Source organism: Bradyrhizobium sp. KB893862 SZCCT0404, from assembly GCF_018130885.1.
GTDB lineage: Bacteria > Pseudomonadota > Alphaproteobacteria > Rhizobiales > Xanthobacteraceae > Bradyrhizobium > Bradyrhizobium stylosanthis.
Genome location: NZ_JAFCLT010000011.1, coordinates 12876 through 38732, shown reverse-complemented (window position 1 = coordinate 38732; position 25857 = coordinate 12876). Strand labels below are relative to the sequence as shown.

The following is a 25857-nucleotide window of genomic DNA, read 5'->3' as shown; positions in this document are numbered from 1 at the left end:
AATCCGGGGTTCTTGCCACAAGCTGGACTGGCCCCGGATTGCGCTGCGCTCCATCCGGGCTACGCGCGTCTCAATGCTTCTGCCCGTACAGCACCGGCACCGCCGAATCCACCACGACCTCGACGAGGCTCGTGCCACCGAACGCCATCCCTTGCTTCAGCGCCTCGCCGAGCTCCGCCGCCTTGCTCACCCGCACAGCATGGCACCCCATGCCTTCGGCGATCTTCACGAAGTCGATCCCCGGCAGCTCCAGCCCCGGCACGTTCCTCACCTGCATCACCTGGCTGAACGAGCGCATCGCGCCGTAGCCGGAATTGTTGATGACGACGATTGTCAGCGGCAGCTTGCGCTGCGCGGCGGTCCACAGCGCCTGGATCGAATACATCGCCGAGCCGTCGCCGATCAGGCACACGGTGCGCTGCTTCGGTCTGCCCAGCGCCATGCCGACGGCGGCGGGCAGGGAGTAGCCGAGGCCGCCGCTCGCCATGGTGTAGAAGGAATCCTGGCCGCGCATCGGCAGGAATTTTTGCATCGCCGGCCGGTGCGAGGGCACTTCCTCGACCAGCGAGGCGCCATCCGGCATCGCCTGCGACAGCGAGTGCAACAGGAATTCGACCGGCAGCGGATCGGCGGCTTGCGGCGCCGGCGGCAGCGTGCGGCCCTTGGGCGTGGCGCGCTTGCTCTCGGGCAACATGTCGAGCAGCAGGCTGAGCGCCGGCTTCATGGTGGCGACGATGCTGGTGCCGACCGGCGTCACCGCCGCGGCATCGGGATCGTCGGTGATCTGGAAGATCGTCGCGCCGCCGTCGAAGATCGCGGCATGGCCCTCGACATGGAAGGTGAATACCGGTGCGCCGATGACGACGACGAGGTCATGCTCGCGTAGCGCATCGGAGAGCTGCGCCGGCGAGGCATGCAGGAAGCCTGCGAATTGCGGGTGCCGCTCGGGGAACGAGCAGCGCGCCGAGAACGGGCTGACCCAGACGCTGGCCTTCGCCTTCTCGGCCACTCGCACCATCAGATCGACCGCGCCGGCGCGGTCGACGCCGGGGCCGACGACGAGGGCCGGGTGCTTGGCCGAACCGAGCGCGGCCACCAGCGCCTTCATCGCCTCCGGCTCCGGTCCGATCTCGCGGCTGACCTTGCGCGCCTCGATCGGCGCGCAGGCATGGGCCCAGTCGTCGATCGGGATCGAGACGAAGGTCGGCCCGCATGGCGGCTGCATCGCGGTGTAATAGGCGCGCGCGATCGCGGCCGGGACGTCCTCGGCCCGCGCCGGCTCGACGCTGTACTTGACGTAGGGCCGCGGAAACTCCGAGGCGCGCTCGGCATAGAGGAACGCCTGCAAGGGAAGGATCGAGCGCGCCTGCTGGCCCGCGGTGATCACCAGCGGGGTCTGGTTGCGGTGCGCGGTGTAGATGTTGCCGAGCGCGTTGCCGACACCGGCCGCCGAATGCAGATTGACGAAGCCGGCACTGCGCGTCGCCTGCGCATAGCCATCGGCCATGCCGACCGCGGAGGCCTCCTGCAGCGCCAGCACGTAGTCGATATCGTCGGGCCAGTCGGAGAGGAACGGCAGCTCGGTCGAGCCGGGATTGCCGAACACTTTCTTGATGCCGAACGATCGCAGCAGGTCGAGCGTCGCCTGCTTCACGGTGACGGACTTGCTGCCGGTCTTGCCGTTCTTGGCCATTGGTTTCCGTCCCCTGTTTATTGGCGCGCTACCAGCCCCACCCGTCATTGCGAGCGAAGCGAAGCAACCCAAAATCTTTCCGCGGAGGCAGTCTGGATTGCTTCGTCGCTTCGCTCCTCGCAATGACGAGGAGAGAGCCCTACCACACCGCCGTGCCCTTCATCGTCGGCTGCCCCTCCGCATTCGCGGTCCACAGCTCCATCCCCGCCTCGGTCTCGTTGGCGTTGATGGAAAACTCCGTCCCCTCGAACAGCGGCTGCACGCCGCGATAGGTGAACTTCTTCGGCGCCGTGCCGCCATGCAGCTTCGCGGCCATCTCGATGATGAAGGCGGCCTGCAGCGGGCCGTGGAAGATCAGGCCCGGATAGCCCTCGACCTTGGTGACGTAGTCGCGGTCGTAATGGATGCGGTGGCCGTTGAAGGTCAGCGCGGAGTAACGAAACAGCAGCACGGGATCGGAGACATGGCTCTCGCGATGCTGTGCCTTCGGCGGCGGAGGCGGGGCCTTGGCGGTCGCCGGCGCGCTGCTCGTCATCTCGCGATAGACGATGTCCTGCCGCTCGCGGATCGCGGTGCCGCGCGGCGAGGAGATGCTGTGCTCGACCGAGACGAAGCACAGCGTGCCGGTCGAGCCGGTCTTGATCTGCACGTCGGCGATGCGCGAGGTTCGCGTCGATTCATCGCCGACCTGCAGCGGCTGCAGGAACTCGATCTCGCCGCCCGCCCACATCCGGCGCGGCAGCGGCACCGGCGGCAGGAAACCGCCGCGGGTGGGATGGCCATCGGGCCCGAGCATCGACATCGGAAACACCGGCTGCGCCAGGCACCAATGCACCGTGAACGGCGCGGCATCGCCCTTTTGGGGCTCGCCGACCTCCTGGAACAGCGTCGCGCGCAGGCCCTTCACGAGCTGCGCGGTGACGATGTCGGTGGCCTCGGTGCTGCGGCCGATCCATTGCCGCAAGTGATCGATGTCGAGCTTCTCGGTCATGACGCCTCGCTCTGTTACTTCTTGGCTTGGGGCTTTTCGCCGATGGCCGGCACCGCGCCGTAGCTCCGCGTCTCGCCGACGATGATCGGCGCCGGTGCGGGATAGCTGACGCGGCCGTTCGGCGTGTCGACCTCGATCCGTCTGAGATGCGGATGGCTGGTGAGGTCGGCCATGGTGTTGACCTCAGCAAAGGCGATGTCGGCGTCCGACAGCCGCTTCAGGAGCTCGTCGCGCGTCATCCTGCCGAAGATGTCGGCGACCGTCTTGTCGGTGAAGTCACGGTTGCGCACGCGCTCGACCATGTTGGCGACGCGGGGATCGGCGGGAAGATCAGGCTGGCCGAGCACCCTCGCGCACAGCGTCTTCCACTCGCGCTCGCTCTGGATCGAGATCAGGATGTCCTTGCCGTCCTTCGAGGTGAACACGCCATAGGGCGCGATCGAGGGATGGCGCAGGCCCATGCGCTTGGGCGGATTGCCGGCTTCGGAGTTAAGCAGCGGCACGGTGCACCAGTCCGCCATCACGTCGAACATGGAGATGCGGATGTCGGCACCCTTGCCGGTGCGCCCGCGCCCGATCAGCGCTTCCAGAATAGCCGCATGCGCGGTGGCGCCGGTTGCGACGTCCACGATCGACATGCCGACGCGCGAGGCTCCATCAGGGTTGCCGGTGATGGAAGCAAGCCCGCTCTCGGCCTGGATCAGCAGATCGTAGGCCTTGCGGTGCGCATAGGGGCCTTCGTCGCCATAGCCTGTGATCGTGCACGAGATCAGCTTCGGATAGTCCTTGAGCAGCCGCTCGCGCGAGAAGCCGAGCTTGTCCATCGAGCCCGGCTTGAGGTTTTGAATGAGCACATCCGCGCTCGCGATCAGCTTCTCCAGTTCGGCGCAGCCTTCCTTGGTGGCGAGATCCACCACCGCCGACTGCTTGCCGCGGTTGAGCCACACGAAGTAGCTGCTCTGGCCCTTGGCGGCCACGTCATAGCCGCGGGCGAAATCGCCCTCGGGCCGCTCGATCTTGATCACCTCCGCGCCGGCATCCGCCAGGCGCGAGGAGCAGAACGGCGCCGCCACGGCCTGCTCGACCGCAATCACCCTGATCCCATCAAGTGCTCCCATGGTGCGTCCTCAGTACGAGCGCGGCATGCCGAGCACGTGCTCGGCGACGAAGGACAGCACGAGGTTGGTCGAGATCGGCGCGACTTGATAAAGCCGTGTCTCGCGGAACTTGCGCTCGACGTCATATTCCTCGGCAAAGCCGAAGCCGCCGTGGGTCTGGATGCAGGCGTTCGCCGCTTCCCACGACGCATCCGCCGCCAGCATCTTGGCCATGTTGGCTTCCGCGCCGCAGTCGAGGCCGGCCTCGTATTTGCGCGTGGCTTCCTTCACCATGAGCTCGGCCGCGCGCATCGAGGCGTAGGCCTTGGCGATCGGAAACTGGATGCCTTGATTCTGGCCGATCGGCCGGCCGAACACGGCGCGCTCCTTGGCGTAGTTGGTGGCCTTCGCAATGAACCACTTGGCGTCGCCGACGCATTCGGCCGCGATCAGGATGCGCTCGGCATTCATGCCGGAGAGGATGTAGCGAAAACCCTTGCCCTCCTCGCCGATCAAATTCTCCGCCGGCACCTTCATGTCGGTGAAGAACACCTCGGTGGTGGCGTGGTTCATCATGGTGCGGATCGGGCGGATCTCGAGGCCGTTGTTCTTGGCCTCGCGCATGTCGACGATGAACACCGACAAACCATCCGTGCGCTTCTTGACCTGATCCTTCGGCGTGGTGCGCGCCAGCAGCACCATCAGATCGGAATGCTCGGCGCGGCTGGTCCAGATCTTCTGGCCGTTGACGATGTAACTGTCGTTGCCTTCCTTGCGCGCGAAGGTCTTCAGCGAGGAGGTGTCGGTGCCGCTGGTCGGCTCGGTGACGCCGAACGCCTGCAGGCGCAATTCGCCGCTCGCGATCTTCGGCAGGTACTTCGCCTTCTGCTCGGCATTGCCGTGCCGCAGCACCGTGCCCATCGTGTACATCTGGGCGTGGCAGCCGCCGCCATTGCAGCCCGCGCGCTGGATCTCCTCGAGGATCGCGGCCGCCGCCGAAAGCTTGAGGCCCGCACCGCCATACTCTTCCGGGATCAGCACCGAGAGATAGCCCGCCTCGGTCAGCGCGTCGACGAAGGCCTTGGGATAAGCCATCTCGCGATCGAGCTTGCGCCAGTATTCGCCGGGAAACTGCGCGCAGAGCTTTGCGACGGCTTCGCGGATGTCGGCGTGATCTTCGGTGTGGTGTTCTTCGCTCATGGCGTTTCCTGTTCGTAGCGGCAGTCAAGATAACGCCGGCCAACCCTCTGGCGTTGTGAAAACATCGCCAGCCCCCTATGCTCATTTGCTATAGCGTATGGAGTAGCCTTCCAGGATTGGCAAGCATGGATTTCCGGCAGCTCAGGACCTTCAGTTGCGTGGCGGAGCTCGGCAGCCTGTCCAAGGCCTCCGACACCTTGCGCGTGGCGCAGCCGGCGCTCTCCCGGCAGATCAAGCTGCTGGAACACGAGCTGCGCACCGAATTGTTCACCCGCAACGGCCGCGGCATGGTGCTGACCGAGGCCGGGCATTTGTTGCTGGCGCGCACCTCCGGCATCGTGCGGCAACTTGACCAGATCCGCGACGACATCCAGTCGGCCAAGGGGCCGCCGTCGGGGCAGGTCGTGCTCGGCCTGGTTCCGACCGTGAGCTGCGTGCTGTCCGCGCGCTTCGCCCGGCGCTGCGTCGAAAAATTTCCCGGCATCTCGCTGCGCATCGTCGAGAGCTACAGCGGCCATCTCGTCGAATGGCTGCATCGCGGCGAGATGGATCTCGCCATCCTCTACGGCCGCTCCGCCGATCTGCATCTCAACGTGCAGAGCCTCGGGCGCGACAACATCGTCGCGGTCGGCCCCCGCGGCTGCGGCCTCGCACGCAAGAAGAGCGTCGATATCGGCTGGCTGCTGCGGCAACGCCTGGTGCTGCCCAGTCATTCCCACGGCCTCCGCGCGCTGATCGAGCACGCTGCGGCCCAGCGCAAGATCAAGCTCAACGTCCAGCTCGAGGCGGATTCCTTCCGCGTGCTGACCAGCCTCGTCGAGGAGGGGCTCGGCTTCGCGCTGCTGCCGCCGTCGTCGGTCCATGGCGAGGTCGCGGACGGGCGGCTGGAAACCACCGCCGTGTCCAGGCCGATGACGCGCGAGCTCATTTTCGCTTCTCCAATCGACCGCCCGGCCTCGACCGCGTCCCTCGCCATCACCGCGCTCCTGCGCGAGGAAGTCGCCGCCTGCCGCAAGGAAGGCGTCTGGGACATCAAATTGAGTTAGATGCCGTGTGGTAGAACAGTCGGGCGCCATCGTGCCTTCGCATCTGGCGCGAGCTGTCATGCCGAAATTTTATAGCTGGTAATGACGCCGCGCGTGCCTATCCATCACCGTCACCCTGAGGCGGCCGCTTCTTCAGCGGCCCTCGAAGGGCGGCGGCCCGGCTGTCGCTACATCTCGGCCGCTCATCCTTCGAGGCTCCCCCTGCGGTGCTTTGCACCGCAGGCCTCGCACCTCAGGATGACGGACTGACGGTGTCGCGAACGTGAGTCAGCTCCTCGCAATGACGGAGGATAGGGCCTACCCCGGAATCCTGACCGGCAACGTCTCGTACCCCTTGATGAAGCTGGAATAGATCCGCTTGGGCTCGCCGACCACCTCGATGCGGTCGAACCGCTTCAGCATCTCCTCCCAGACGATCCGCAGCTGCAGCTCTGCGAGGCGCATGCCGACGCAGCGGTGGATGCCGAAGCCGAAGGAGAGATGCGTGCGCGGGCGCGGGCGGTCGATGATGAAGTCGTTCGGGTTCTCGAACATCTCGTCGTCGCGATTGCCGGAGACATACCACATCACGACGCGGTCGCCCTTCTTGATGTGCTTGCCGCCGACCTCGGTGTCCTGCAGAGCCGTGCGCCGCATATGGGCGAGCGGGGTCTGCCAGCGGATCACCTCCGGCACCATGGAATCGATCAGCTCCGGATTGGCGCGCAGCTTGTCGTACTGCTCGGGATTCTCGTTCAGCGCCAGCACCGAGCCGGTCATGGTGTTGCGCGTGGTGTCGTTGCCGCCGACGATGAGCAGGATGATGTTGCCCATGAGATTGTCGGGGTCCATGTGGCGGGTGGCGTCGTTGTGCGCCATCAGCGACAGCAAATCGTTGCGCGGCGCCGAGTTGACGCGCTCGTTCCAGAGCTTGGACATGTAGGCATAGCACTCGTCCATCTCGCGGCGCCGCTCTTCGGCGGAAGCCACGATGCCGCTCTTGGGCAGCGCGGTCGAGACGTCGGACCAGCGCGTCAGCTTGCGCCGCTCCTCCCAGGGGAAGTCGAACAGCGTCGCCAGCATCTGCGTCGTCAGCTCGATCGAGACGCGCTCGACGAAATTGAAGGTCTCGTTGCGCGGCAGATTGTCGAGCACGGTCTGCGAGCGCTGGCGGATCAGTTTTGCGAGTTCGTCCAGATGGGTCGGCGTGAACATCGGCGACACCGTCTTGCGCTGCGACGAGTGCCGGGGCTGGTCCATCGCGATGAAGCTCGGCCAGTCGTAGCCTTCGGGGACGTCGCGGATCGAGATGCCGCCGAGCGTGGAATCCGAGGAGAAGATGCCGTGGTTGGTGTCGACATGCATGATGTCGTTGTATTTCACCACCGACCAGTACGGCTCGATCGGCGCGTTGGTGCAGTAATGCACCGGCTCTTCCTTGCGCAGCCGCTCGAACCACGGCCATAGCGTGTCGTCCTGGAACAGCCGTGGCGCGCCGGGGTGGAACTGCGCCAGCGGCGTCGCATAGGCCTCCTCGCGGGCCCTGCGCATGCGTTCGGCCTTGTCCACTTTAACCGGCGCTTGGATGTTCATGGTGGTGGCCTCCAGTGTTTGTTTCCAACCTCTCCCGCTTGCGGGAGAGGTCGGCGCGTAGCGCCGGGTGAGGGCTTTCTCCTCCAGGGGATTATCCCGTTGCGGAGATACCCTCTCCCCAACCCTCTCCCGCAGGCGGGAGAGGGGGCGCAGTATCCTCGTGGATGTACCTCAAACTCACGCCGAAATCTTCACCGGCAACGTCTCCAGTCCCTTCACGAAGCTCGAATAGACTCGCTTGGGCTCGCCGACCACATCAATATGGTCGAAGCGCTCGAGAATCTCTTCCCAAATAATCTTGAGCTGGAGTTCAGCAAGCCGCAAGCCGACGCAGCGGTGGATGCCGAAGCCGAAGGAGAGATGCGTGCGCGGGCGGGCGCGGTCGATGATGAAATCGTAGGGCTTTTCGATCGCCTCCTCGTCGCGGTTGCCCGAGACGTACCACATCACGACCTTGTCACCTTTCTTGATCTGCTTGCCGCGGAACTCGAAGTCGGCGAGCGCGGTACGGCGCATATGCGCAAGCGGTGTCTGCCAGCGGATCACCTCCGGCACGAAGCTGTCGAGCAGCGCGCGGTTCTCGCGCAGCTTGCGATACTGTTCCGGATGCTGGCTCAACGCGAGAAGCGAGCCCGACATGGTGTTGCGCGTGGTGTCGTTGCCGCCGACGATCAGCAGGACGAGATTGCCGAGGAAGTTCTTGGCATCCATGTCGCGCGTCGCGGCGCCATGCGCCATCATCGAGAGCAGGTCGCTCTTCGGCGGCTGCTCGATACGCTCCTTCCAGAGCCGGGCGAAATAGCCGGCGCATTCGGTCAGCTCCGCCTGGCGCTCGTCCTCGGTCGCGACGAGCCCGTCGGGGCCGGGAATGGTGGTGGCGATGTCGGACCAGCGGGTCAGCTTGCGGCGATCCTCCCAGGGGAAATCGAACAGCACCGCGAGCATCTGCGTGGTGAGCTCGATCGAGACCCGGTCGACCCAGTCGAACACCTCGCCACGGGGCAGATTGTCGAGGCACTCGGCCGAGCGCTTGCGGATGTTGAGGGCGAGATTGTCCAGATGCGTCGGCGTGAACATCGGGGCCACGGTCTTGCGCTGCGCGGCATGGCGCGGCGGGTCCATGGAGATGAAGCTTTCGCGGCGCAGATCCGGATCGATGTCGCGGATGGTGATGCCGCCGAGCGACGACGCCGAGGAGAACACCGCGTGGTTCGTCTCGATCTCCATGATGTCGTTGTAGCGCGTCACCGACCAGTACGGCCCGAACATGGAGTCCTTGCAGTAGTGCACCGGATCTTCGCGGCGCAGGCGGTCGAAGTACGGCCAGAACGTATCGGTCCTGAACAGTTCCGGATCGCCCGGATCGAATTGCTCCAGCGGCAATGACAATGCGCGCTCGCGAAGTGCGTCGAGATTGGACGCGCTCTCGATGGTCCCATGCATGACCGTTCTCCCTGGCATTCCCTCCGCGCGCTGTTTTTATGAATTCTGCGCTGCGGTATTTGATTTGCAATTACAGCCGGTTGTCTGCGCCGGAGCAAGGGAGAGTTTTGCCACATCCAACCCTTGGGCGTGGCCCGGCGGAAGTCCGTAGCCCGGATGGAGCGCAAGCGTAATCCGGGATTCGGGCCACGACGGCGACCCTTCCGGATTTCGCTTCACTCCATCCGGGCTACGGGACCGTCCACCAACGTGATCTCACGCACGCCGTTTGTCATGAAATCCTGTCAGAAATCGACCGGAATCGCGGTAAATCGAACCCGCCCATCTTGGGGTTCGACTAACCTCTGATCTATAAGTTTGACCACGACAGGTCCGCACCCCGAGGTTGCCGCCGTGAACGACATGCAATGGACCCCCATTGGCTCCGAACCGGTCCCGCCGCCGCTGCCGCCGACGGGGGTGGACTTCACCGGCGACCGTTCCGAGTTCCGCAAAATGGTCACCAAGGGTGCCATGCTGGAGCTGGTCACCTTCGGCTTCTACCGGTTCTGGCTTGTCACCGACATCCGCCGTCATCTGTGGACGCACACGGCGGTTGACGGCGACGCCGCCGAATATACCGGCCGGGCAAAGGAGCTCCTGATCGGCTTCCTGTTCGCGCTCGCGATCCTGGTGCCGATCTATCTCGCCTATTTCCTCGTCGGCATCGAGTTCGAGCGCTGGCAGGGCTTTGCTTCGACGCCGCTGTTCATCAGCTTCTACGCCTTTGGCCAGTTCGCGATCTTTCGCGCGCGGCGCTACCGCCTGACGCGCACGGTCTGGCGCGGCGTGCGGTTCTGGATGGACGGCTCAGGCTGGGCCTATTCGTTCCGTGCCATGGCGTGGGGCCTGCTGGTGTTCCTCACGCTTGGCCTGGCGCTGCCCTGGCGCGCGGCCGCGCTGGAGCGCTACAAGATGCGGCACACCCATTACGGCGATCTGCGCGGCGATTTCGAAGGTAATGGCTGGACCTTCTTCAAGCGCGGCTGGTGGCTGTGGCTGCTCAGCCCGATCGCGGTCCTCATCTTCCCGCTCGCCCCGTTCTTCTATGCCGAGTTCAAGGCGCGCGAATGGCGCTGGTGGCTGGACGGCATCCGCATCGGCGGCGTCAGCCTGTCCTCGGAACTGCCGCACAACGCCTTCTACGGCCTGTACTGGAAGGTGATCGGCTGGTGGATGCTGCTGTCGATGATATTCGGCGCCTATATCGGCGGCGCCATCATGCTCGTCTCCCAGCTCAGCGGCTTGTCGGCCGAGCAGGTGTTCGAACCGGGCAACGGCGCCAAGGGCATCCCGATGGTGGTGGCGACGGTGATCGGCTATTTCGCCGCGGCACTGGCGATCAACATCGTCATGCGCGTCTATCTCCAGCGCGATCTCTGGGCCAAGGTGCTGGAGACCGTCGAGGTGCACAACATCGCGGCCGCCGCGGATGTGCGCGGCAGCGGCGAGCTTGCCAGCGCGCTCGGCGAGGGCTTTGCCGATGGACTCGATGTCGCGGGATTCTGAGCTGTGAGTGAGTTGACCACCGAGGCGCCGGCGCAGTCCGCCAAGCCGACGATCTTCTTCGACGGCGTGTCGAGCCGCAAGCGCCAGGTGACGCTGGCGCTCGGTGATGCGCTCGAGATCGTGGAGGAGGGCGGAACGCCCGTCCGCTGGGACTATGCCGATATCCGCCGCGCCGACAGTCCGGCCGGCGTTCTGCGCCTTGCCTGCATGACCGCGCCGCCGCTGGCGCGGCTCGAAATCCGCGACGCCGCCCTGGCCGCGGACGTGACGGTCCACTGCATGCGGCTCGACGAGCACCAGACCTCGCGCCGCGGCATCGCGAAGATCGTCGGCTGGTCGGTCGCGGCTGCCGTCTCCATCGTTTGCGTCGTGCTGTTCGGCGTGCCGCTCGCCGCCGACCGGCTCGCGCCGCTGGTGCCCAAGCCGATCGAGCGCCGCATCGGTGACGCCTCGGAAGTCCAGGTCAAAGCCATCTTCGGCGGCAAGGCCTGCGAAGACCCCGCCGGCAAGGCCGCGTTCACAAAACTCGTCAACAGCCTGCGCGATGCCGCCGGCCTCGACGATGATTCCATGACGGCAGGCGTGTTGCCGACCGCGGTGCCGAACGCATTCGCGCTGCCGGGCGGCAAGGTCTATTTGCTGCGGGGCCTGCTCGACAAGGCGCAAAGCCCCGACGAGATCGCCGGCATCCTCGCCCACGAGCTCGGCCATCTCAAGCATTACGACAACATGCGCGGCCTGATCTACAACGGCGGCACCTCGTTCCTGATCGGCCTGCTGTTCGGCGACGTCACGGGGTCATCCGCCGTGATCTTCGCCTCGCGCAGCGTGGTCGAAGCCTCCTACTCGCGCGAGGCCGAGACGGCCGCCGACACCTTCGCGATCGAGATCATGCACAAGCTCGGCCGTTCGCCGAAGCCCGCGGCCGAGCTGATGTTCCGCATCACCGGCAAGGAAGGCGGCTCCGCGCTCTCCACTATCCTCGCCAGCCACCCGCTGACCGAGGACCGCCTCGCCCGCATGACCAGGGAAGATCGCCCCGCCAGCGGCCCGCCGCTACTGACGGACAAGGAGTGGCAGTCGCTGAAGCTGATCTGCGGCAGCGGGAAGATCTAGAGCGGTTGGGATGAGACTCGCCGAGCGCGCCGACGGAGGTGCGTTCCCTCCCCCCTTGCGGGGGAGGGCTAGGGAGGGGGGTAGCCCAGGAAAAGGTGTCCGTTGTTGACGATGCACAGCGCGCGGGTACGTGACGGAAAGAGTCCCCGTGTGGCACCCCCCTCCCTGACCCTCCCCCGCAAGGGGGGAGGGAACGGAAAGAGCGCTGTTGTCGCCTGCGCGCGATTTGATCTCAACTCAACAGGCTCTAACTTCCTGCCTACCGCGTCCCGTAGGCGCGGTCGCCGGCGTCGCCGAGGCCCGGTACGATGAAGCCGTTGTCGTCGAGGCCTTCGTCCACGGCCGCGGTCCAGACCGGCACGTCCGGATGCAATCCGCGCAGCCGCTCGAGCCCTTCCGGCGCCGCGATCAGGCAGGCGAGGCGGATGTCCTTGGCCCCGCGCTCCTTCAGCCGGTCGATCGCGGCGACGGCCGTGTTGGCGGTGGCGACGACAGGCGTCACCACGATGGCGAGACGCTCGCTGAGATCGGACGGCGATTTGAAGAAATACTCGACCGCGGCAAAGCTGAGAGGCTCGCGGTAGAGCCCGATATGCGCGACGCGCGCGGTCGGCACCAAATCCATCATGCCGTCGACGAAGGTGGTGCCGGCCCGCAGCATCGGCACGAACACCAGCTTCTTGCCGGCGATCTTGGCCGAGTGCATCGTCGCCAGCGGCGTCTCGATGACGGTATCGGTGAGCGGCAGATCGCGCGTCACCTCGTAGCACAGAAGCATGCCGATCTCCTTGATCAGCTCGCGAAACGACTTTGTCGAAATCGACTTGTCCCGCACCAGCGTCAGCTTGTGCTGCACCAGCGGATGATCGACGACCGTGACGCCTTCCATGTAACGCTCCTAACGAAATGCGCGTTGGTTGAAATGCAACGAGCCGGCGCTTCTTCCTTCTCCCCTTGCGGGAGAAGGTGGCGCGAAGCGCCGGATGAGGGGTCGTTTCCGCGTACTCAAATGAGAGAGGTGCCCGCGGAGACATACCCCTCACCCGGCTTCGCTGCCGCGAAACCACCCTCTCCTGCAAGGGGAGAGGGGTTAAAACACCGTACCGTCGCTGATCACCTTGAGCGGCGGCGAACCATCGGGGCGGCGCGCAAACGCGATGGCGCGGCCGGCGGCCCAGGTGCCGCCCTCCAGAATGCTGGCGAGCGGCAATGTCTCGGGCGTGCGGCCGAGCTTGGCGCGAACCAGCTCGGCGAGCCGGTCGAGCAGCGCAACCGTCAGCGCGCGCCACTCCACGACGAGCAGTGAATCCACCGCATGGGCGCGCTCGGCATCGGCGGGATCGCGCAGGCGCAGCACCTCGTGATCGACGAACAGCCCGCCATTGCGGTACTCCGCAAGGCCGGTCAGGCCGTCGATGTCGGTGACGGCAAATCCGGCGCGTTGCAGCGGCTCGATCAGCGAATAGCTCAGCCATTGCGACAGCTTGTGCAGCGGCACGAGGCCGGCCGTTCCGTCGTCCGCATTGATTGCCGGATGGCGCCAGCAATCGCCGAGCGGGACGCCCGCGAGCTCGAGCCGCGAGGGCCAGATCGGGCCGAGCTGATTCAGCACCGCCGACAGGATGGCAGGCGCCGCGACAGCGTTGCCGACAGCTTGCGCCGCGATGTGATCGAACAGCCCGCCCGGCCGCGGCGTGTCGTGCGCGCCGAACACGTCCGCACGCGCCGAGACCAGCTTGCCCAGCCGCCGTAGCAGGTCGGTGCGGCCTTCGAGACCGAGCAGAGGGTTGGCATCGCTGACCTGAAACGCAGAGGTGAGGGCGGCGAGCGGCAGTTGCGCAAGCACATTTGCATCGGCCCTGAACGGCGCGCGGACATCGCCGGAGAACAGGCCGCTCGCGAACATGTCGAGGCTGGCAATTGCGAGCCCTTCGGACCGGCCGATTCTCTCGCCTGTCACGGCGTCACGGTATCGCCACGCAGCGCCCGCGCCGGCATCGAGCAGCACGCTGACGATGGCGAGGTCGAACTCGGCACGCGCCCGCGCGGCGCGGTCCGGCCACGTCGCGGCGTCCGCAAGCCGCGCCCAGCGATCGGCCCTGCCAAGCACAAAATGCCGCCACCGCGCATGGAAGGGCACGTCCAGCGTCGGATAGGCTTTTCGCGTGACCGCGAGCACGGCGTCCGCAACGCCGTCCATGCGGTCGAGATCAACAGTGAAGTGGCTCAAGCCGCCGCCAAGGCCGATCTCGAGCATCTGCCCGGCACGCGCGCGGACCGCTGCTGCGCTGAGCAGCGAGCGGGCCTCTCTTTCCAAACCGTCAGCCATCGCGCGATCAGTATTTTTCCAGCGAGCGGCCGACCACGCCGTCCACGTCCTTCTCGGGCGCGATGTCGGTCGAGTAATAGCCGGCAGCCTTCTTGGCGGCGATCTCGACATAGGCGTCGGCGGGGATCAGCTCAGGCGGGATCGGCACGCGTTCGACGATGTCGATGCCCTGCGAGGTCAGCGCGTCGTACTTCATGTCGCTCATCGACAGGAAGCGGTCGATGCGCTTCAGCCCGAGCCAGTGGATGGTATCGGGCATGAGCTGCTGGAAGCGCGCATCCTGCACGCCGGCGACGCATTCGGTCCGCTCGAAATAGGCGGCAGCCGCGTCGCCGTCCTCCTGGCGCTTGCGCGCGTTGTAGACTAGGAATTTGGTGACCTCGCCGAGCGCGCGGCCCTCTTTCCGGTTGTAGACGACGAGCCCGAGCCCGCCCTCCTGCGCGCCACGCGCGGATTCCTCGATGCCGTGGATGAGATACGGCCGGCAGGTGCAGATGTCGGAGCCGAACACGTCGGAGCCGTTGCACTCGTCATGCACGCGGCAGGTGATCTTGGTGCGATGGTCCGGCAGCTTCGTCACGTCGCCGAACATGTAGACCGTGGTGCCGCCGATCGGCGGCAGGAACACTTTCATGTCCGGGCGCGTCACGAGCTCGGGGAACATGCCGGCGGTCTGCTCGAACAGCGTGCGGCGCAGCTCGGTTTCGTTGGTGCCGAAGCGCTCCGCGAGACCGGGCAGGTACCATACCGGATCGATCGCGATCTTCACCACCGACACGCTGCCGTTGGCGTGCACGACCTCGCCATCGGCGCGCAACCGCTTGGCGGCCAGCGCCTCGCGGATCTCCGGCAGGTCCAGCCGCGCCCGCGTCACCGCGATGCTCGGGCGGATGTCGGCGCCCTCGGCGATCTCCTTGCCGAAATTCTCGGCGACGAGATGGCCCCAGGGATCGAGCGCGACGATCTTTGCGGGATCGCGCCATTGCTCGAAGGGCCCGATGGTCGCGGCCGGGAAGGTGTTGGTGAGGTCGGGGCGGCGGATCGGATCGAGCGCGCCGGCGGAGACCGCAAGCGCCCGGTACATCGCGTAGGAGCCGCCATGGCTGCCGATGACGTTGCGATCCCCGGCTCGCGACACCGTTCCGATGATCGGGCCTCGGGCGCGCGCGTCAGCGGCGCCCCAATGGATCGGGAAGGCGGCCTTCCGGCCCGGCTCCGGATGGGAGGTCAGGCGGATGTGGTCGGTACGGTTCGCGCGGCTCATGTCCAGGCTCCCAAAAAGCCAACGGCCCGCCGCTCGGACGGGCCTGGCTCACTTGCGCTGCGGGTCAAGACCACTGGCGGCGCAAGCTCAATCCAACATATTGTAGCGGCCCTCGGCGACAGACAAGTTAATCGTGCGAGAGCGGCCAGCGGCCGTTCCGGACCGAAGAACAGCGGCTAAATGCCCCCTATATCTATGTAATTGTTTGAATTTTTGAAGGGGCGGGGCCGCGCCCTGCAAACAGGCGGCTGGATAAAGCCTGCATATTCGGACATATCGGGCGGATCGGATTTGCCTTGGAGACCCGCATGCCCACCGCCAGCTACATCGATCCCCGCAACGGCAAGCTCTATCCCCTCGACCAGCCGCGTTGGTGCTCGGACGAGCGCACGCCGCTGCTGGTGACGCCGGGGGCGGGCATCTCGCGCGACGACATCGACGGCGCGACGCGCTCGCTGTGGCGCTACCGGGCAGCGCTGCCGGTCGAGATCAAGGATCCGATTTCGCTCGGCACGGGCTGTACGCCACTTGTGCACCAAGACTGGGGCGATTTGCGCCCGTTCTTCAAGCTGGAATGGTTCAACCCGACCGGCAGCTTCAAGGACCGCGGCTCGGCGGTGATGCTGTCCTTCCTCAGGCAGATCGGCGTCGGCGCCATCCTGGAAGACTCCTCAGGCAATGGCGGCTCGTCGATGGCGGGGCTGGGGGCCGCCGGCGGCATGCGCGTGAAGATTTTGGCGCCGGCCTCGACATCGCCGGCGAAGATCGCGCAGGTGCGCGCTTACGGCGCCGAGGTGCAGCTCGTCGAAGGGCCGCGCGAGGAGTCGGAAGCGGAGGCCATCCGCCAGTCGAGCCAGACCTTTTACGCCAGCCACAATTGGCAGCCGTTCTTCCTCGAGGGCACCAAGTCGTTCGCCTACGAGATCTGGGAGGACCTCGGTTTTCGCGCGCCCGACAACGTGATCGTTCCCGTCGGTGCCGGCAGCAGCCTGCTCGGCTGCGCCTTCGGCTTCCGCGAGCTTTTGAAGGCCGGGCAGATTTCGAAGCTGCCGCGCCTGTTCGCGGCGCAGCCGCTCAATTGCTCGCCGATCGATGCGAGCTTCAAGGCCGGCGTCGACACGCCCGTCGCGCGCGAGGTCAGCAAGACCATCGCGGAGGGCACCGCGATCAAGAACCCGCTGCGGCTGCGCGAGATCATCGCCGCCCTGCGCGAGAGCGGCGGTGGCACCGTCGCGCTCGCCGAGGACGAGATCGTCGCGGCCCTGCGCCGTCTCGCGCGGCAAGGCCTGTTCGCCGAGCCGACCAGCGCGAGTGCAGCCGCGGCCCTGGAGAAACTCTCCGCGGCCGGATCGATCAAGGCGAACGAGACCACGGTGGTGGTGCTAACGGGCACCGGGCTGAAGGCCGCGACCACGGTGGCCGATCTCGTGCAGTAGGATGGGTAGAGCGCAGCGAAACCCATCTTTCTTCCTTCTCCCCTTCTTGCGGGAGAAGGTGGCATAGGCCGCCTTGCGGCCGTTCTTAAGAGAACGCCGAAGCAAAGCTTCGGCTATGGCGCCGGATGAGGGGTATCTCTCCGCGGACTCAACGAGAGCTGAACGCGCGGAGAGAAACCCCTCACCCGTCTCGCCGCTGCGCGGCGAGCCACCCTCTCCCGCAAGGGGCCTGTTGCGTAATCCGTCAGCTGTGATTCCCTAGGGCAGAACCTTGGAGGGTAGCGATGGCGGTTAAGCGGACAGGACAGCCGAGCTTTGTGGAAGCACTGATGCCGAAGGGGGCTGGCGCCAATGCTGCGCTCGATCGGCTGGCTGGCCTGGTCAAGTGGTACCGGTTCGAGAAGCTGATCGGCCATTTGCGGGATGAAGGGAGCCCCGGTCGTCCGGGCTATCCGGTGCTGGTGCTGTTTCGTGCTGTGCTGCTGCAGTCCCTCTATGGTCTTTCGGAGCGCGAACTCGAGGAAGCGCTGGGCGACCGGTTGTCGTTCAAGCGCTTCGTCGGTTTGAGCCTTGAAGATGCGACGCCCGACCACACGGTTCTGAACCGCTTTCGGAACCAACTCGTCGAACAAGGTCTGCTGGAGAAGCTGTTCAGCGAGCTGGATCGTCAGCTTGAGAACGCTGGCGTGATTCTCAAGCGCGGCACGATGCTGGATGCGACCTTAATCCAAACGGTGTCGGCCCCTCAGAAGGAGGATCGCCCCTCAAACGACCCTGACGCCCGGTTCACCAAGCGGCAGGGCAAGGGCGGCTCGACCTTCGGCTACAAGGCCCATGTCGGCGTCGATGAAGGCTCAGGCCTGATCCGCACGGTGCTGACCACGCCCGCCAACATCAACGACACCACACCGGCCGATGAGTTGATCCGCGGCGATGAGGCCGTGGTGTGGGCTGATGCGGCTTACGATACCCATGCCCGGCGGGCTCGGCTGAAGGCGGAAGGCAAGAAGCCGCGCATCGCGTTCCGTCCCAACAGGCATCATCCAAAGCTGCCACCCCGGCTCAAACGCTACAATCTTCTCATCGCGCGATGACGGGCGGCGGTGGAAACCACCTTCGCCACTCTCAAACGCCGAATGCGGCTGACCTGCATCCGCTACGTCGGTCTGATGAAGGCAAGCGGACAGGTCCTGCTCGCCTCGATCGCCTTCAACATGAGGCGGTGGGCCACGATCGCGGCCTGAGCCGCCCGCCGCCGACGACGACTACAGACTTGGCTGCAATTGTCGTCACCGCAGCCCTCTCTCCTGACCTCCTCAGCCTCAAAGCCCGATAACGCAACAGGCCCGCAAGGGGAGAGGGGGCAGCAAGCAAGCCCCTCACTCCTTCAGATCATTCACCCGCTTCACCCACGCCCTGATATCCGTGAGCACCTGCGGCAGCACCGCCTTAACCTCCGGCACGGTCATGCCGGGCTTGATGCGGGGATCGTAGAGCAGGTTGAGGATGTACTGGTCGTAGACGTCGAAATAGCCCATCGAGACGTTGTCGTTGAACATCGTCCACGGCACGCTCGCGGTGTCGTTGATCGGCCCGAGCGACTGCAGCAGCTCCTCATAGGCGCAGTCGAGGAAGGTGAAATCGCCGTTGTCGACGGTGAGGATGACGTCGGAATGCTCGATCTCGAAATTGTCGTTCTTGCGGAAGCCGGACAGGCATTGCGGATCGAGCGAGGTGCGGATCTCGCGCGCCTTCTCCACGCCGTAGAAGCTGGTGAGGGTGCGGAACAGGTCGCGGTCGCGCACCAGCTTCACCCGCACATTCGCGGCCTCGCTGCTGTCGGTCATGGCGATGTCGAGATGCTGCACGCGCTTGCCGATGTCGGCGACGACCTTTGCAAGCTGCGCCTTGCGGTCGGCGCGATCGCTCTCGACGAACACGCGCACTGGCCCGTCGAACTTGCGGATGCGGTCGACGCGGCCGGCGAGGTGGTATTCGGCGCCGAACGCGGTCTTGAGAAAGCCTTCGACGATCTCGCCGTCGGAAAAGCTTTTCCGCTCGGCGCGCTGGCGCGAGGCAACCGCGGGCAATTCGCTCGCGGCAGCCATGGTAGCGGTGTCAGGGACGGATGTGAGCGCGGCGAGCGCCAGCAGGGCGAAACGGAAGGCAGCCGAGGGCGAGGTCATTGCGCTCATCGTCACCCGACGCTGCCGTATTCGCGTCGCGCGCACAAGACCGCAAATTCACGCGGTTCGCCGGTTCCCAATCACGGTGCCGTAGGGTGGGCAAAGGCGCGAAGCGCCGTGCCCACCATCTCTAAGCCGTGGGCACGCTTCGCTTTGCCACCCTGCGGCACTTCGCGCGGGTCTAGTTGTTCAGCACCACCACGGTGGTGCCGACCCCGACGCGGCTGTAGAGGTCGCTCACGTCGTCATTGGTCATGCGGAAGCAGCCGGACGAGACCGCCTGGCCGATCGTCTCCGGCTCGTTGGAGCCGTGGATGCGGTAGAGCGTCGAGCCCAGATACATGGCGCGGGCGCCGAGCGGATTCTCGATGCCGCCCTTCATGTGGCGCGGCAGGTCCGGCCGGCGCGCCAGCATCTGCGACGGCGGGGTCCAATCCGGCCATTCCTTCTTGGCGGTGATCTTGTGCACCCCGCCCCAGCGGAAGCCGTCGCGGCCGACGCCGATGCCGTAGCGCAGCGCCTGGCCGTTCTGGAGCACCAGATACAGCCGGCGCTCGCTGGTGTTCACCACGATCGTGCCGGGGGCGTAGGTACCGTTGTACATGACGGTGGTGCGGGGGATCGGGCTGGAGCCGCCGCGGAAGAAGTTCGGTCCGCCGCCCATGATGTCGCGGGAGTCGAACTCCTCGGCGAGGACGCCGCCGGCCGTGGCGGTCAAGAGTGCGATGGCGGCAATCGGCGCGGCAAAAAACCGGATCATTGTCTCCCCCGGAAAAAAATCTCTTCAACACATGCCAGAGGCCATATTTGCGGGGGTTTCGCAAGCCACGGCCCCGTGAGGGCCGCCATGCCCGGCGATTGGCGTTACCAAATCGGCAACGGAGCCGATTCGCCGGAAAGCGCCAGAGCGTTTTCAAGCGAAGTGGATACCGGTTCGCATCAAGAAAACGCGTCAAAACAGGAATCTGATGCCCCGTTCCGTTGTCATCGGAACGGGGCATTAGCCAAGCCGGCGTATCGTCATGCGGGGCAGGGCCGCGATGCGCCCTATTGCTTTGACGCGGCCTGCGAACAATGATTGACCGGACGGGTCACTGAAAATCGCCGGTTGCGGGAGCAAGAAGAATGAATGGTGCGGAAAGCCTGGTGCGGACGATGGTCAAGGGTGGGGTCGACGTCTGCTTCACCAACCCCGGCACCTCCGAGATGCATTTTGTCGCGGCGCTCGACCGCGTGCCCGGCATGCGCTGCGTGCTCGGCCTGTTCGAAGGCGTGGTGACGGGCGCGGCGGACGGCTATTTCCGCATGAAGGGCACGCCGGCCTCGACCCTGCTGCATCTCGGCCCCGGCCTCGCCAATGGCCTGGCCAATTTGCACAACGCCAAGAAGGCCAATTCCGGCATCGTCAACATCGTCGGCCAGCATGCCGTCTACCACATCGACTACAACGCGCCGCTGACCTCCGACATCGAGGGCCTGGCCCGGCCGATGTCGTCCTGGGTCCGGACCTCGCCGAACTCCAAATCGGTCGCCGCCGACGGCGCCGCGGCCATCGCCGCCGCCAAGAGCGCGCCGCCGCAGATCGCGACCCTGATCCTGCCCGCCGACACCGCCTGGAACGAGGCCGACGGCATCGCCGAGGTGCCGGCCGAGCAGCAGCGCGCCAGCTATTCGCCGCAGGCGGTCGACAAGGCCGCGAAGATCCTGCACGGCGACGGCGAGGGCACGCTGCTGCTGATGACCGGCAGCGCGCTGAGCGAGCAGGGCCTGGCCCTGGCCGAGCGCATCGCCGGCAAGACCGGCTGCACCGTGATGGGGCCGACCTTCCGCCCGAAGATGGCGCGCGGCCGCGGCCGTTATTCGATCGACCGCATCCATTACGTGATCGAGAACGCGCTGCCGATGCTGGCCAAGTTCCGTCACATCGTGCTGGTTGAGTCCGACGATCCCGTGGCGTTCTTCGCCTATCCGAACAAGCCGAGCATGCTCAAGCCCGAGGGCTGCGAGGTGCACCGCATGACCTCCTGGGGCGAGAATTCGATTGCGGCGCTCGAGGCGCTCGCCGGCGCGGTCAAGGCCAGTGCGAAGGACGTCAAGCCGCAGGCCTTGCAGGAGCTGGTCAAGCCGACCGGCGCCCTGAACTTCGCCTCGATCGCACAGGCGATCGCCTGCGCGATCCCCGAGAACGCCATCATGGTCGATGAGTCCCTGACCACCGGCCGCGGCTTCTTCCCGCCGACCGCGGCGGCGGCACCGCACGACTGGCTGCAGAACATGGGCGGCTCGATCGGCTTCTCCACGCCGCTCTCGATCGGCGCCGCGATCGCCTGCCCGGACCGCAAGGTCATCACCATGGTCGGTGACGGCAGCGCGATGTACACGATCCAGTCGTTGTGGACGCAGGCTCGCGAAAACCTCAACATCGTCACCATCGTGTTCGCCAACCGCATCTACCAGATCCTGCGCGGCGAGTTCGACAATGTCGGCGCCGGCGAGCCCGGCCAGCGCGCCAACGACATGCTCCGCCTCGACCGTCCGACGCTCGATTTCGTCGCGCTGGCCAAGGGCATGGGCGTGCCGGGCCGCGCCGTCACCAACGCCGACGAGTTCAACAAGGCGCTGGCCGAAGCCGTCGCCGAGCCGGGGCCGCGGCTGATCGAAGTCCAGATGTAACCGGTTGGCCAAACTCCCTCCAGCCGTCGTCCCGGCGAAAGCCGGGACCCATAACCCCAGGGAGAAGTTTGGCGAAGACTCGGAGTCCGGTACGTGCACCGTGTACACTCGATAGACCTCGCGGTATGGGTCCCGGCCCCCCGTGCGCAATTGCGCACTAGGCCGGGACGACACCGAACTAAGTGCGCGTGAGGGGTCGGGGGGCACGATGCAGACCGAGCTGAACAAGGTGATCGCGGCGCTCCGGGACTTCTACGCCCACGAGGATTTCCTGTTCGAGAAGGACATCGGCGAGCGCGCGGTGACGCATCGCTTCGCCGTCTATCTGGAACGGCAGTTTTCCGGCTGGGCGGTCGATTGCAATTACGACCGGCTCGGCGAGCGCACGCTGCACCTGCCGCATGGCACCATCATCTCGACCGACGATCATCTCGGCAAGTCGATCTATCCCGACGTCGCCGTGCACCAGCGCGAGATCCCGAACAATCTGCTCACCGTGGAGATCCGCAAGGCGAGCAACCACACGCCGCTGGAGCACGACCAGCACAAGCTGCGGGCGCTCACCGACGTGCATGTCTGGTTTCCCTACTGGATCGGCGTGCTGCTGGTGCTGGACCGGCAGCATGTGACGATGTCGGAGATCTATGTCAGCGGCGCCGTCGATCAGGCGCAGTCACTCTGGTTTGCGGAGCGGCTGGATGAGATCGGCCTCGGGGCAGCGCAATAGGGCGTGTGCTCGTCAATGTCGGATTTCAGGGACAGAGCGGAAGTCGTCTCGCTCCGCTAGCATCGACTGCTTATGACCCGAAGCGGAACTCGACCGGTTTTGCGGTTTGAGCAAACTTCGCTTTAACCTTTGGTTGCGCATGTTTCTATTATCTATCTCAATGCGTGTCTAAGAAATACAGCTAGACCGCGCTGCGGTGTCGCGCCAATAAACTTCTGATTTGAAATCGTGCATGAAGACCAAAGTAGCTCTCATCTCACTAGCCTCGGTGGTCGCTTTTGTTGCGGCTCTGATCACTGCGAAGCGTTCGCCTGTCTTCCAGGCACTCCGCGGCAACTGGGATTTCGTTAAGTCCGCCACGCGCGACACAGGCACTTATTATCGACTCAAGGTGAAGCTTTCCTACCGGGGCGAAGCTCAGGATTTCGACATTGTTGTCGGCTGCGACGTGCGCCAGACCAATTACATGGACGGGGGTCGAACGGTTGAAATCGGTCTGACACCAAGTGTATTCGGTCGTCGAATGGACGATGGCAGAGGACTTGTCGTGCGTCCGCCGCGAGCGTGCCGGGATGAAACTACAGAAAACGGCGGAGTGCCTCCCGACCTGCTCCCAGTGGTAGTTGTCTACGATGATGCAGAGACGCTTGCATTTGGGACGGCTTACCTGTCCGACGACGCGTATGAGAGCCCTTTGTCGGTTCTTCAATTTGGAGGAGCTACAATTGAGCGCGCTGACCGCGCTGCCTTTGACCAGTTTCGAAGAGAGCAACATAATCTGGTCTCTCGATCATCCTACCATATGGCCAGCGGCGTAGCCGCGCTTAATGAAAAAGGTTTGTCGCCCGCGCGTGTTCCGATGGGGCTCGGTTGTTATGGCTATGCTCGCTTTCGATTGGTCGGAGCAAGGAAGGAGCGCGTCCATGAGGTCTGGCCAGCTGATCGACCTCAATTTTGGAAACCCGTAAACGCAGAAGAGCAGGAGGCAATAGACCCATTGCTTTACGGTCGGCCCATGCAGACTGATCACGAAGATGCAGTCACAGTGCCGTCTAATCGCGTTTTATATAATCTTGAGTTCGACGTGCCTGACAAAGGGCTCCCCCGACGTCATCCAGCCAAATGGGGCAAGGGCGATCGGGTCGTCGCTCCATCTTACTATCCCGACATGACGAGTTGGTCAGCATTGCCCTGGCCTGCTGATCCCGTCCAAAGATCTGAGGACCTATTTCGCGAGGGCCCAAACGTTGGTGCCAGTATTGACTTTCGGAATGGAGCGACGAGAGGGTTTGGATATTGCATGTCGCTGCCACGTACCCTCGTGCCCTCCGGGCCAGCCTCCTTTCGTTATCTCGGGATTTCCCGGACGCATTTAGTTAATGCCATCGAGGTCCGAAATCGGTCCAGCGACTGGGGGGGTGAACGACCTCTTATTGTCGAACGCGACGAGTTTATGTTTCAGCCATTTGTCTTCAGTCTTCCGTCATTTAGGGGAGACGTTTAGCTGAATAGGCAAGCGCGGACGCAAAAATGGTCGCGGAGAGTCCGCTTCTGGCCCAAGGCCGACATCATGCATGTCGTTTCCAATGTCGCCTTCCAGGCGCAAAGCGGACGCGGCTCGTGAGTGCAAGGCCGCCCGCGTGACGCGAGCGGCCTCTCATCGATCCTCGCAACCTCAGTGCAGCGGATCGCCCTGGCCGAGCGCGTAGGCGACGAGGTCCTTCAGCGCGAAGCCGGGGCCCGTCACCGGTGTCCATTGCGGGTCCTGCGACAGCACGGAGGAATTGTCGCCGAACAGCATGCCGAGGAAGACTTCGGCGACGATGCGGCCGCCGACGGGGCCGAGCTGCGGCGTGTTGATGCCGCCCGCCGGCGCGCCGGTGGCGGGGATGGCGACGGCGGTCTGGAATTGCCGCGCCTCGGCCAGGATGTAGGTCCATAGCGGGCAATTGCCGGCGAACACGCCGTTCGCGATGGTCGCGATCGGCGCCTGCGGATCGTCAGGGCCGGGCTCGTCGACGGCCTTGCCGATGATGATCTGATCGTCGGTCAGCGGCGTCAGGTTCATTGCTCTCGCGACGGCCTGGCCCGAGGGCAGGCCGAGCCGCCAGCCGCGCTCGAGATTGCGCAGCGCCAGCGAAGCCGGGTTGGAAGCGACCTCCGGCGGCAGCTTGCGCAGCGGATCGACCAGCGACGTGTCGATGCGATAGGCGAACTGGAGCCGCCGCTTGTTGTCGGGATTGGTGTCGTCGTCCTCGACGCCGTAGGCGCGCGTGTCGAGATCGATGAAGCGGCCCCAGTCGATGGCCCGCCCCGGGCCCATGGCGCGGAAGCCGGTCAGCGCGTTCTTGTCGGGGTTGTTCGGATCGGGGAAGATCTGCAGCAGCATGTTGTCCGCGTCGTTCAGCCGGTAGCCGGGGCGGATCATGGAGTGCCCGAGCCGGTAGGCGGCGACCGAGAACTCGACCGGCATGAACGGATAGGTCTTCCAGTGGTAATGGGCGAGCTTGCTGCGGTCGTAGCGGCCCGCGGTCTTCAGCTCGTCCAGCACGCTGGCGTGAACGATGCGCGGCAGGAAGTCGTTCAGCACGACGTATTGATAATGGAAGCGGACGCGCTGCTGCACGTCCTCGAACGACAGGCTGTCATTGTCGTCGACCATGCGGTTGTGGAAGCGCAGCATCAGGGCCTGGAACTGCGAGACGATGCTGTTCTCGTCGTTGCGGGGATCGCCGATCAGCGCGCGGCCCTTGAAGCGCGGCAGGTCGCTGGTGTCGGCAACGCCGGTGCCGCTCACCTTGTCGCCGAGGCGAAACTTGTTGCCGTCGTACATGTAGGGCTGGTCGTTCGGCCCACGGCCGTAGACGTTGTCCATGTCGAACGACGGCGTGCGGAAGTCGACGAGCCCGTCGGGATCCTGCTGCCGGGTCAGCGAGCTCACGGGATCGAAGGTGATGTCGTGGTCGATGAACTGGCCGAAATAAGTGTAGAGCGAGGGAATGCCGCTCTCTTCCGCGTCCGGACCGTCCTTCGGCGCGTCGAACTTGCCGACCATCTTGTCGGCCAGCGCCGAAAGGTTGGCGACGTTGGCGGCGTCGTTTGCACCGAATGTCGCCGGAGAGAGCTTGCGGAACATGCGGCCGAAGCGGCCTTGCGAAAGCGGGGAGCGGGTGGCGTTCAATCCGCGCGGAACAATTGCGTGGCGGCTGCTCATTTCAAATTCCTCCCTGAAAAAGTCACGACGGAACGAATAAAGCTAAAGTTGTTCGCAACAGAATATGCAGGCAAAGCTAGATCAGGGATTCCGGCGTGCGACAAGCCGTCGCTTCACACTGTGCGCGATGGTGGTGCTGTTCCGACGTGGAGGAGGCGAGCAAGCTGCGGCTGCGCTTTGCAAATTTTTCCCGCGATGGTGACGGATAACATTCTCGTCATCGACGCGCGCGAGCGGCTTGATGCGGTGTCGACGCGCCCGTCCGTCAGCGCGGTCGATCGTCGTCAGGCGAAGATTGTGGCGGCGCGCGCGTGATGCCGCG

21 protein-coding genes and 1 pseudogene are annotated in these 25857 nt (G+C 65.0%); 10 read left to right on the top strand and 12 right to left on the bottom strand.

Annotated features, from left to right (window positions below; translation table 11 throughout):
- Positions 1 to 70: 70 nt before the first annotated feature.
- From mdlC to JQ617_RS33245, 4 genes are all read right to left on the bottom strand, one after another.
- Positions 71 to 1693, bottom strand: coding sequence for a benzoylformate decarboxylase (gene mdlC / locus JQ617_RS33260; protein WP_212030064.1), 1623 nt, complete (start codon positions 1691 to 1693; stop codon positions 71 to 73).
- Between the two features lie 139 nt (positions 1694 to 1832).
- Positions 1833 to 2684 carry an HTD2 family dehydratase gene (locus JQ617_RS33255; RefSeq protein WP_212030063.1) on the bottom strand — a complete coding sequence of 284 codons (852 nt, stop codon included), beginning with the start codon at positions 2682 to 2684 and terminating at the stop codon, positions 1833 to 1835.
- A gap of 14 nt (positions 2685 to 2698) precedes the next feature.
- Positions 2699 to 3802 (bottom strand): CaiB/BaiF CoA transferase family protein, encoded by a 1104-nt coding sequence (locus tag JQ617_RS33250; protein WP_212030062.1) that lies wholly within the window; start codon positions 3800 to 3802, stop codon positions 2699 to 2701.
- Between the two features lie 9 nt (positions 3803 to 3811).
- The gene (locus tag JQ617_RS33245) at positions 3812 to 4981 is read right to left on the bottom strand and encodes an acyl-CoA dehydrogenase family protein (RefSeq protein ID WP_145669681.1); all 1170 of its coding nucleotides are present in this window, start codon (positions 4979 to 4981) and stop codon (positions 3812 to 3814) included.
- 125 nt (positions 4982 to 5106) lie between these two features.
- Here JQ617_RS33245 and JQ617_RS33240 point away from each other — a divergent pair, with 125 nt between their 5' ends.
- Positions 5107 to 6027: a LysR substrate-binding domain-containing protein gene (locus tag JQ617_RS33240; RefSeq protein WP_145669678.1), complete on the top strand. Its 921-nt coding sequence runs from the start codon at positions 5107 to 5109 to the stop codon at positions 6025 to 6027.
- Between the two features lie 297 nt (positions 6028 to 6324).
- Here the strand turns inward: JQ617_RS33240 and JQ617_RS33235 are convergent, their stop codons facing one another.
- Both JQ617_RS33235 and JQ617_RS33230 read right to left on the bottom strand, forming a co-directional pair.
- Entirely contained in the window at positions 6325 to 7599 is a 1275-nt protein-coding gene (locus tag JQ617_RS33235) for a cytochrome P450 (protein ID WP_212030061.1), read from the bottom strand.
- 177 nt (positions 7600 to 7776) lie between these two features.
- Positions 7777 to 9042, bottom strand: a complete 1266-nt coding sequence (locus tag JQ617_RS33230) for a cytochrome P450 (RefSeq protein WP_212030060.1) — start codon at positions 9040 to 9042, stop codon at positions 7777 to 7779.
- A 402-nt stretch (positions 9043 to 9444) separates the two neighbouring features.
- Here JQ617_RS33230 and JQ617_RS33225 point away from each other — a divergent pair, with 402 nt between their 5' ends.
- Positions 9445 to 10590, top strand: a complete 1146-nt coding sequence (locus JQ617_RS33225; protein WP_249157752.1) for a YjgN family protein — start codon at positions 9445 to 9447, stop codon at positions 10588 to 10590.
- Between the two features lie 3 nt (positions 10591 to 10593).
- Positions 10594 to 11706: a M48 family metallopeptidase gene (locus JQ617_RS33220; protein ID WP_212030059.1), complete on the top strand. Its 1113-nt coding sequence runs from the start codon at positions 10594 to 10596 to the stop codon at positions 11704 to 11706.
- Positions 11707 to 11965: 259 nt separating this feature from the next.
- On the opposite strand, the gene upp is transcribed toward JQ617_RS33220, so the two are convergent.
- The 3 genes from upp to JQ617_RS33205 all read right to left on the bottom strand — a co-directional run bounded on the left by upp (position 11966) and on the right by JQ617_RS33205 (position 15299).
- Positions 11966 to 12595, bottom strand: a complete 630-nt coding sequence (gene upp, locus JQ617_RS33215) for a uracil phosphoribosyltransferase (protein ID WP_212030058.1) — start codon at positions 12593 to 12595, stop codon at positions 11966 to 11968.
- Between the two features lie 201 nt (positions 12596 to 12796).
- The gene (locus JQ617_RS33210; protein WP_212030057.1) at positions 12797 to 14035 is read right to left on the bottom strand and encodes a URC4/urg3 family protein; all 1239 of its coding nucleotides are present in this window, start codon (positions 14033 to 14035) and stop codon (positions 12797 to 12799) included.
- A gap of 7 nt (positions 14036 to 14042) precedes the next feature.
- The gene (locus JQ617_RS33205; protein ID WP_212030056.1) at positions 14043 to 15299 is read right to left on the bottom strand and encodes a GTP cyclohydrolase II; all 1257 of its coding nucleotides are present in this window, start codon (positions 15297 to 15299) and stop codon (positions 14043 to 14045) included.
- Between the two features lie 308 nt (positions 15300 to 15607).
- Between JQ617_RS33205 and JQ617_RS33200 the strand changes: the two genes are divergently transcribed.
- Together JQ617_RS33200 and JQ617_RS33195 are read left to right on the top strand one after the other, a co-directional pair.
- Positions 15608 to 16735, top strand: a complete 1128-nt coding sequence (locus JQ617_RS33200; RefSeq protein ID WP_212030055.1) for a threonine synthase — start codon at positions 15608 to 15610, stop codon at positions 16733 to 16735.
- Between the two features lie 284 nt (positions 16736 to 17019).
- Positions 17020 to 17979, top strand: a pseudogene (locus tag JQ617_RS33195) (IS5 family transposase).
- A 135-nt stretch (positions 17980 to 18114) separates the two neighbouring features.
- Here the strand turns inward: JQ617_RS33195 and JQ617_RS33190 are convergent.
- Both JQ617_RS33190 and JQ617_RS33185 read right to left on the bottom strand, forming a co-directional pair.
- The gene (locus tag JQ617_RS33190) at positions 18115 to 18921 is read right to left on the bottom strand and encodes a DUF2927 domain-containing protein (RefSeq protein WP_502754907.1); all 807 of its coding nucleotides are present in this window, start codon (positions 18919 to 18921) and stop codon (positions 18115 to 18117) included.
- Between the two features lie 181 nt (positions 18922 to 19102).
- Positions 19103 to 19681 (bottom strand): L,D-transpeptidase, encoded by a 579-nt coding sequence (locus JQ617_RS33185; protein WP_212030053.1) that lies wholly within the window; start codon positions 19679 to 19681, stop codon positions 19103 to 19105.
- Between the two features lie 87 nt (positions 19682 to 19768).
- Between JQ617_RS33185 and JQ617_RS33180 the strand changes: the two genes are divergently transcribed.
- The 4 genes from JQ617_RS33180 (at position 19769) to JQ617_RS33165 (ending at position 23825) form a co-directional block, all read left to right on the top strand.
- Entirely contained in the window at positions 19769 to 19999 is a 231-nt protein-coding gene (locus JQ617_RS33180) for a hypothetical protein (RefSeq protein ID WP_212030187.1), read from the top strand.
- Between the two features lie 47 nt (positions 20000 to 20046).
- Positions 20047 to 21594, top strand: a complete 1548-nt coding sequence (locus JQ617_RS33175) for an acetolactate synthase large subunit (protein ID WP_063692514.1) — start codon at positions 20047 to 20049, stop codon at positions 21592 to 21594.
- A 208-nt stretch (positions 21595 to 21802) separates the two neighbouring features.
- Complete coding sequence (locus JQ617_RS33170; protein WP_212030052.1) at positions 21803 to 22321, top strand: hypothetical protein; 519 nt, start codon at positions 21803 to 21805, stop codon at positions 22319 to 22321.
- Between the two features lie 232 nt (positions 22322 to 22553).
- Positions 22554 to 23825 (top strand): hypothetical protein, encoded by a 1272-nt coding sequence (locus JQ617_RS33165; RefSeq protein ID WP_212030051.1) that lies wholly within the window; start codon positions 22554 to 22556, stop codon positions 23823 to 23825.
- A gap of 171 nt (positions 23826 to 23996) precedes the next feature.
- Here JQ617_RS33165 and JQ617_RS33160 read toward each other — a convergent pair whose 3' ends face one another.
- Complete coding sequence (locus tag JQ617_RS33160; RefSeq protein WP_212030050.1) at positions 23997 to 25535, bottom strand: peroxidase family protein; 1539 nt, start codon at positions 25533 to 25535, stop codon at positions 23997 to 23999.
- On the opposite strand from JQ617_RS33160, the gene JQ617_RS33155 reads away from it, so the two are divergent.
- Positions 25521 to 25850 (top strand): hypothetical protein, encoded by a 330-nt coding sequence (locus tag JQ617_RS33155; protein ID WP_212030049.1) that lies wholly within the window; start codon positions 25521 to 25523, stop codon positions 25848 to 25850. The genes JQ617_RS33160 and JQ617_RS33155 overlap by 15 nt on opposite strands.
- The last annotated feature ends 7 nt before the right edge of the window (positions 25851 to 25857 follow it).

Excerpts from the sequence above, each read along its gene's own strand:
- JQ617_RS33255 (WP_212030063.1), bottom strand. The coding sequence starts at position 2,684 with ATGACCGAGAAGCTCGACATCGATCACTTGCGGCAATGGATCGGCCGC.
- JQ617_RS33180 (WP_212030187.1), top strand. The coding sequence starts at position 19,769 with ATGCCCGGCGATTGGCGTTACCAAATCGGCAACGGAGCCGATTCGCCG.
- JQ617_RS33165 (WP_212030051.1), top strand. The coding sequence starts at position 22,554 with ATGAAGACCAAAGTAGCTCTCATCTCACTAGCCTCGGTGGTCGCTTTT.
- upp (WP_212030058.1), bottom strand. The coding sequence starts at position 12,595 with ATGGAAGGCGTCACGGTCGTCGATCATCCGCTGGTGCAGCACAAGCTG.
- JQ617_RS33170 (WP_212030052.1), top strand. The coding sequence starts at position 21,803 with ATGCAGACCGAGCTGAACAAGGTGATCGCGGCGCTCCGGGACTTCTAC.
- JQ617_RS33190 (WP_502754907.1), bottom strand. The coding sequence starts at position 18,921 with ATGACCTCGCCCTCGGCTGCCTTCCGTTTCGCCCTGCTGGCGCTCGCC.
- JQ617_RS33185 (WP_212030053.1), bottom strand. The coding sequence starts at position 19,681 with ATGATCCGGTTTTTTGCCGCGCCGATTGCCGCCATCGCACTCTTGACC.
- JQ617_RS33240 (WP_145669678.1), top strand. The coding sequence starts at position 5,107 with ATGGATTTCCGGCAGCTCAGGACCTTCAGTTGCGTGGCGGAGCTCGGC.
- mdlC (WP_212030064.1), bottom strand. The coding sequence starts at position 1,693 with ATGGCCAAGAACGGCAAGACCGGCAGCAAGTCCGTCACCGTGAAGCAG.
- JQ617_RS33245 (WP_145669681.1), bottom strand. The coding sequence starts at position 4,981 with ATGAGCGAAGAACACCACACCGAAGATCACGCCGACATCCGCGAAGCC.
- JQ617_RS33230 (WP_212030060.1), bottom strand. The coding sequence starts at position 9,042 with ATGCATGGGACCATCGAGAGCGCGTCCAATCTCGACGCACTTCGCGAG.
- JQ617_RS33210 (WP_212030057.1), bottom strand. The coding sequence starts at position 14,035 with ATGGCTGACGGTTTGGAAAGAGAGGCCCGCTCGCTGCTCAGCGCAGCA.
- JQ617_RS33235 (WP_212030061.1), bottom strand. The coding sequence starts at position 7,599 with ATGAACATCCAAGCGCCGGTTAAAGTGGACAAGGCCGAACGCATGCGC.
- JQ617_RS33160 (WP_212030050.1), bottom strand. The coding sequence starts at position 25,535 with ATGAGCAGCCGCCACGCAATTGTTCCGCGCGGATTGAACGCCACCCGC.
- JQ617_RS33200 (WP_212030055.1), top strand. The coding sequence starts at position 15,608 with ATGCCCACCGCCAGCTACATCGATCCCCGCAACGGCAAGCTCTATCCC.
- JQ617_RS33205 (WP_212030056.1), bottom strand. The coding sequence starts at position 15,299 with ATGAGCCGCGCGAACCGTACCGACCACATCCGCCTGACCTCCCATCCG.
- JQ617_RS33225 (WP_249157752.1), top strand. The coding sequence starts at position 9,445 with ATGCAATGGACCCCCATTGGCTCCGAACCGGTCCCGCCGCCGCTGCCG.
- JQ617_RS33175 (WP_063692514.1), top strand. The coding sequence starts at position 20,047 with ATGAATGGTGCGGAAAGCCTGGTGCGGACGATGGTCAAGGGTGGGGTC.
- JQ617_RS33250 (WP_212030062.1), bottom strand. The coding sequence starts at position 3,802 with ATGGGAGCACTTGATGGGATCAGGGTGATTGCGGTCGAGCAGGCCGTG.